The organism is Pseudomonadota bacterium, assembly GCA_022361155.1.
GTDB lineage: Bacteria > Myxococcota_A > Polyangia > Polyangiales > JAKSBK01 > JAKSBK01.
This window is the reverse complement of the sequence record JAKSBK010000434.1, coordinates 1-1,548: the sequence shown is the minus strand read 5'-3', so window position 1 is coordinate 1,548 and position 1,548 is coordinate 1. Positions and strand designations below refer to the sequence as shown.

Genomic DNA, 1,548 nt, shown 5'->3' with positions numbered 1-1,548 from the left:
CATCCTGCTGACCGGGTTCATCGCCGACCAGGCGGGGGCGTCCACCGCCGTGCTCATGACCTCCACCGTGGGCCTGGCCGGCATGGCGGCGGCGGCCCTGGCGTGGCCGGAGATGCGGCGGGCACGGGAACCGGACTAGACCCGGCGCCCGCGTCTTCACGGAACCCGCTCCGCCCTATAAGGTGCGGGCCATGGTCAACGCCGCCGAACTGTTCCGCGACGCCCGCGACGAACCCGTCCGCATCGCCCTGGTGGGGGCCGGCCAGTTCGGCGCCACCCTGGCCGGCCAGGCGCCGCGCCTGCCCGGCGTCGGCATCGCCGCCGTCTGCGACGTGGACGGGGAGAAGGCGGCCCGCCTGGCGCCCGAGGGGGCGGCCGTGCTGACGGACGCCCTGGAGGTGGCGGGCGTCGACGCCGACGTGGTGGTGGAGGCGACGGGCCATCCGGAGACCGCCGCCGCCCTGGCCGAGGCCTGCATCGCCGCCGGCAAGCACGTCGTCATGGCTACCAAGGAGGCCGAGGTCGCCGTCGGCCCCATGCTGGCCCGCCTGGCGGCCGAGGCCGGCGTCGTCTACACCCTGGCCGACGGCGACCAGCCGAGCCTGCTGGTGGGCCTGGTGGCGCGGGCGCGGCTGTTGGGGCTGGAGGTGGTGGTGGCCGGCAAGTCCGGCGAGCACGACCTGGTCTGGACCCCCGACGAGGGCCGGCTAACGCACCTGACCGGCGACCGTCCCGACTACCCGGCGGCGGACTTCGGCGCCCTCTGGCAGGGGGACCGCGAGACCGTGCGCCGGCGCACGGCCGCCGTCCCCGGCGCCCCGCTCAGGACGCCGTCGGATCTGACCGAGATGGCGGTGGTGGCCAACCACACCGGTCTCGGCTTCGAGGCGCCGGACCTGCTGGCCCCCATCGCCCGCTGGCCGGAACTGCCGGACCTGTTCCGGCCACACGAAGCCGGCGGCCTGCTGCGGCGAACGGGGGTCGTCGACATGGTCACCTGCCTGCGCCGTCCGGACGAGGCCAGCCTGGCCGGCGGCGTCTTCGTCGTCGTCCGCTGCGACCATGCCGAGACTTGGGCGGTGCTGGCCGGCAAGGGCATCCCGGTGAGCGGCTGCGGCGGCTACGCGGCGCTGGTCAACCCGGTGCACCTGCTGGGCCTGGAGGCCATGGCGTCGATCCTCCAAGCGGTGCGGCTGGGCCTGCCCACGGGAGCCGCGGCCCCCGAGCCCCGGGTCGACCTGGCGGCCCGGGCGACCCGGCACCTGGGTCCCGGGCACGACCTCGCCATGGGTGGCCACCACCACGAGATCGACGGCGTCGAGCCCCTGCTGGTGGAGGCCGGGCCCATTGGCGACGACCAGCCCCTGCCCTTCACCATGGCCGCCAACACCCGGCTCGCGGCCGCGGTTGCGCCGGGCACCCTGCTGACCGCCGACATGGTCGAACAGCCCGCCGACAGCGCGCTCTGGCGGCTGCGCCGGCGGCAGGACGCCCTGTTCCGAACGGCCGCCGGGTCTACTTCCTGAAGGTCCGGGTCTCGCCCGGCTT

1 protein-coding gene is annotated in these 1,548 nt (G+C 75.7%); it reads left to right on the top strand.

Annotated features, from left to right (window positions below; translation table 11 throughout):
* Positions 1–191 precede the first annotated feature (191 nt).
* On the top strand, positions 192–1,526 hold the full coding sequence (locus MJD61_16590) for a flagellar biosynthesis protein FlgA (protein ID MCG8556880.1): 1,335 nt from the start codon (positions 192–194) through the stop codon (positions 1,524–1,526).
* Positions 1,527–1,548 lie beyond the last annotated feature (22 nt).